This is a genomic window from Acinetobacter sp., from assembly GCF_050285345.1.
Taxonomy (GTDB): Bacteria; Pseudomonadota; Gammaproteobacteria; order Pseudomonadales; family Moraxellaceae; genus Acinetobacter.
Genome location: NZ_JBLZXR010000002.1, coordinates 1 through 4241, shown reverse-complemented (window position 1 = coordinate 4241; position 4241 = coordinate 1). Strand labels below are relative to the sequence as shown.

General features: G+C 36.3%; 6 protein-coding genes. 3 read left to right on the top strand and 3 right to left on the bottom strand.

Annotated features, from left to right (window positions below; all coding sequences use genetic code 11):
- On the top strand, positions 1 to 252 hold a 252-nt coding region (locus tag ACN6OV_RS00145; protein ID WP_427948614.1), incomplete at its 5' end, for a citrate/2-methylcitrate synthase.
- A 59-nt stretch (positions 253 to 311) separates the two neighbouring features.
- Here the strand turns inward: ACN6OV_RS00145 and ACN6OV_RS00140 are convergent.
- Together ACN6OV_RS00140 and ACN6OV_RS00135 are read right to left on the bottom strand one after the other, a co-directional pair.
- The gene (locus tag ACN6OV_RS00140; protein WP_427948612.1) at positions 312 to 929 is read right to left on the bottom strand and encodes an aminotransferase; all 618 of its coding nucleotides are present in this window, start codon (positions 927 to 929) and stop codon (positions 312 to 314) included.
- 79 nt (positions 930 to 1008) lie between these two features.
- Positions 1009 to 1485: a CinA family protein gene (locus tag ACN6OV_RS00135; RefSeq protein WP_427948610.1), complete on the bottom strand. Its 477-nt coding sequence runs from the start codon at positions 1483 to 1485 to the stop codon at positions 1009 to 1011.
- Between the two features lie 229 nt (positions 1486 to 1714).
- On the opposite strand from ACN6OV_RS00135, the gene ACN6OV_RS00130 reads away from it, so the two are divergent.
- Both ACN6OV_RS00130 and ACN6OV_RS00125 read left to right on the top strand, forming a co-directional pair.
- Positions 1715 to 1945 carry a hypothetical protein gene (locus ACN6OV_RS00130; RefSeq protein ID WP_427948609.1) on the top strand — a complete coding sequence of 77 codons (231 nt, stop codon included), beginning with the start codon at positions 1715 to 1717 and terminating at the stop codon, positions 1943 to 1945.
- 185 nt (positions 1946 to 2130) lie between these two features.
- Positions 2131 to 2565 carry an I78 family peptidase inhibitor gene (locus ACN6OV_RS00125; RefSeq protein ID WP_427948617.1) on the top strand — a complete coding sequence of 145 codons (435 nt, stop codon included), beginning with the start codon at positions 2131 to 2133 and terminating at the stop codon, positions 2563 to 2565.
- A gap of 42 nt (positions 2566 to 2607) precedes the next feature.
- Here the strand turns inward: ACN6OV_RS00125 and ACN6OV_RS00120 are convergent, their stop codons facing one another.
- On the bottom strand, positions 2608 to 3801 hold the full coding sequence (locus ACN6OV_RS00120) for an alpha/beta hydrolase family protein (protein WP_427948616.1): 1194 nt from the start codon (positions 3799 to 3801) through the stop codon (positions 2608 to 2610).
- Positions 3802 to 4241: the final 440 nt, after the last annotated feature.

The following is a 4241-nucleotide window of genomic DNA, read 5'->3' as shown; positions in this document are numbered from 1 at the left end:
CGTTGTGAAGAAGTGATGTGGCGTGAGAAGAAACTGTTTTGTAATGCAGACTTCTTCCATGCATCTGCGTATCACTTCATGGATATCGCAACCAAACTATTCACGCCAATCTTTGTGATGAGTCGTGTTACTGGTTGGGCAGCGCATGTAATGGAACAGCGTGCAGACAACCGTATTATTCGCCCAAGTGCGGACTATACCGGTCCCGAGCTACGTAAAGTTGTGCCGATTGCTGATCGTACAGCAGCTTAAAAATGGTTAAATAAAAAGCCTCTTCGGAGGCTTTTTTATACGATGACTTTTATGGACATCTATTTAGATAAAAGAACTGGATCTTCTATGTTATATCCTGTTTCAAAAGGAATACCTAAATATTTAACCGTAACCAGTCGGTAAGGTTGTTGAGCGACTTTATAGGTTTTAGAAATTTTTAAACCTTCTTTATAGGTTTCGGCTGTTTGTACTGTACTTTTATATTGAGAGCTTTTGACACGATATTGATAGCTCCATTTGTCAATGCTTTCATTCGGATCATACCAAGATTTTGCGGTTCCATTCATCGCGGTAATCAATTGAATTTGTGCATTGCTATTATTCATTGGCGTTAGTTTAACTAAGCGTTTTTTGATCTTGGAAATTTCTTTATCGAATTGAGTGCTATCTTGATCATAATCAATTCTTTTGGTCACAGGATTAATATAAAGCGATTTAACTGTAATTAATTGCGTCGGTTTTTTACTATTTAACTGATAATAATAAAGTTGTGGTAAACGACCACGTCCATCTTCGAAATGTCGCATCACATAAATTTTTTGATCTTTTGAATCGTAGCCAAGGACTTCAATAGTTTGAGGACCGCCGACTGTTGCAAAAGCAGAGCAGGAGAGCAGCGAAAATAGCGCAAAACTATTGAATTGACGAATAAGCATAGTGAGCGCTCCTTTTATAAGATTGACCTAAATTATTATGGACTTGGAAAAACAATAAAATATGAATTTTGTGTATGGTTTATCCTGAACTCAACAAGGTTAAAATATTCTCAGCAACGTACTGAGTTAATGTATTTAAGCGTTCCAATGGAGTGCCTGAAATCAAGTAGCTATAATTAAAAAATTGATGATTATAATAAATCGAAAGATAAAACGTACCTTCAGGTTTATCTACAGTCGCACTGCCACCCGGTTTTAGCAATCCTGTACATGCAACAATAAAGTTCGCATGGCTAAAAATGAACTTACCTTGCTTTGCCATTGCTTCGGTGACTTCTTGAGATTCAGCGGTAAATTGTTCGATCAATTTTGGGCTGATTTTTAAAATGTCACGTTTTATGGATGGGTCATAGCTGACTAATCCGCCAAGTAAAATATCTGCGCCACTATTTTTATAGATCGAAAATTGACTGCATAAATAACCTGAACTGGCACTTTCGATAAAGGCAACAGTTAACTTTTTTTCTTCCAATGTATCACAACACTGTTTAAGCATCGGAACTTTCCCTCAATGTCTAATATCAACGATTTATTTGATTTAATTTTAACATTCATCCTCACGCAAATTGTTATACAACTTTAATTTGACGGTTTTCTTTTTGATTTTGAGTTGAATCGTGTTGATTGGCTAGTCGCTATACGAAATTACCAATTAAAGGTTTCATCTAATGCAAAACGATGTTAAAACTTAAAATAAAGAGCGTATCAAAAGTAGGTTTATTTCAATGAAAACAACTGTTAAATATGTCGTATTAAAAAGTCTAGACTATCAATTGGGCACGCCTCTTTTCCAAGAGGAACTTGATGTTGATGGATTGTATTTTGATCAAATTCCATCGGTGATTCAGTATCAAAATCATCAGTTTAAAGTTAAAAGTAAAGAGTTAAAACGTCTTTTCCTTGCTGAAGAGAATGAAGATACCCAGACCATTATTGTTAAGGTTCTTGCACTTTAATTTATCAAGTAAGAAATTCTTTTATTATAGTAATGAGAGTCTTTTTATTGATTTGATCTAATTTTTTGTAAATTTGATGTTATTCATTCTCTAGAGTTTGTTTATATTCATTAAGCTCTATTAGTTGGAAAAATGAACTTAAACTCGTTCATTCTTCCTTAGATAAATTGATTGAAGGAATTATGATGAAAAATATAGTATGGATTACCGCTTCATTTCTAAGCCTCGTAGGATGCGCTGCTACTCAACCCAAGCTTGATCCAACTCCAAATTTATCCATGGCAAACCCTGCTAGCGCATATTGTCAGCAGCAGGGTGGTGAATCCATGATTCAAAAGACTGCAGAGGGTGAGGTTGGGTTATGTAAGCTTGCAAATGGTCAGATTGTAGATGAATGGGAGCTATTTAGAAAAAGCCAAACAAACTGCGTACCTGAACAAGCTGCAAAATTAGTGGGTCAGAAAAATTTAACTGACGCTCAAATTCAGGAAATTTCAAAGGCATCGATTGTTCGTTCAGTACAACCGGGGCAGCCTGTAACGATGGATTATCATGTTGAGCGTATCACCGTTACGATAGATCCAGTGAATAAGTTAATCCTCAATGCCTCATGTGGGTAAATAAGAATAAATCCAAACTGATTTACTTATTATTCATGTAAGTCATTGAGACTTACATGAACTGAAACTCTTGTTTTGTTCAATCTTTTGTATGAAATCGCCAATATAATTTTCACTTAAACGTAGTGAATCACGATGATCTCCATTCTCTAATCGATGGAATTGAACAGGTTTACCACTTTTGCATTGTTGTTGGTAATAAGCATAAGTACCTTGGTAATCGACCAATTGATCTTTGGTTCCCTGAATAATCATTAAGGGAATGGTCGGTGACATATGTTCAATAGATTGTTTTTTCAAATATTGAACTAAGGGTGTTAAGTTGGCATTGGGTTTAAATATAGAGTTTGGTGGAGTTTTTAAATCAGCCTGTAATTCAGATAAACAACGTTTCCGCCCAGTATTTATCAGATTTTTCATATCGTTACTGACCACTAAGTTTGGATCAAGTTGAGAATCCGCAGCCTCGGCGCCCAATAAAACGATAGGGAAAAAAGCCGCAACATTCACGTCAGGCTGAGGATTTGCCAATACATATTCAGCAATTCCTTCATATTTATAGCCACCCGGTGCGAGAGAAATTGCGCCCATCAAATTGAATTCTGGTGCATCTTTCTGTCCTTTTGCGGCAACATTTAATGCAGCAGCTCCGCCTTGACTATGTCCCATCACATACCATTTTTTGTTAAATTTTTTGGGTGAAAGCGAATAGAGTGCACGAACACTGTCTACTACAGAGTGGAGCTGACTTGTGGCATCCATATAAGGATGTCCACCCGGGGTTCCTAGACCTTGGTAGTCTGTAGCAACTACGGCATAACCTTTGGAGAGCCATGCATCTAATGCTTTATCGGCAATATTTTGATAGGCATGAACAGGTCCATCCGGAAAGTTTCCCGATGGCGCACAGGTATCTGCCACGCCTGTAGTTCCGTGTGCCCATGCCAACATTGGCCAGCCATCTTTAGGAGGATTTGCTTTGGGGAGTAAGATATAGCCTGAAGTAACAATTGGCTCATTCTTAATGCCTCTGCTGCGGTAGGTGACTAATAGTTTTTCGGAAGCATGTTGCAGCAAGGGGGTAGGTGTTTGTATTTGAATAGATAAAATAGTACCCGGTTTACTCGCTGCTATTTTTTGAGTTGTCGGCGAAATGATGCTGTTATGGTTGTTTACAGATTCAGCTGAACTTAATGTTGGTATAACTAGTCCAATGAATAAAGTACTTGCCATCATAGTTTGACTAAACTTCATCAGCTATTAGCTCCTCAAATGAGTGACTCTCTATGAAAATAATGATGGAGTCGTAATTTGTATAATTTAAATAATTGATATTACATTCATATAAGCAGTAAAAACTGTATGTAATTAAATAACTTTAATTTTGCTGAAATGTTTTTCAACAACATGTTTCAATACGCTAATCATATCTATAGTGCTGAATGAAGTGAGTTCTTTGCTGTTATTATTAGAGAATAGCCTTTGAATAAGTTTTGGGGGAGTTAGTATTAATATCTAATGTAGATAAAATAGTGTAAATACAAAAAATCCCACCATTTATATAGCGGGATTCTTAAAGTGCAAAACTTTACAATTATGACGCCAATCTCAACTTTTAATTAAGTTTTCCAACTGTAAAGGAGGATTACCTAATTGAGAATTTAAAACGACTGAAA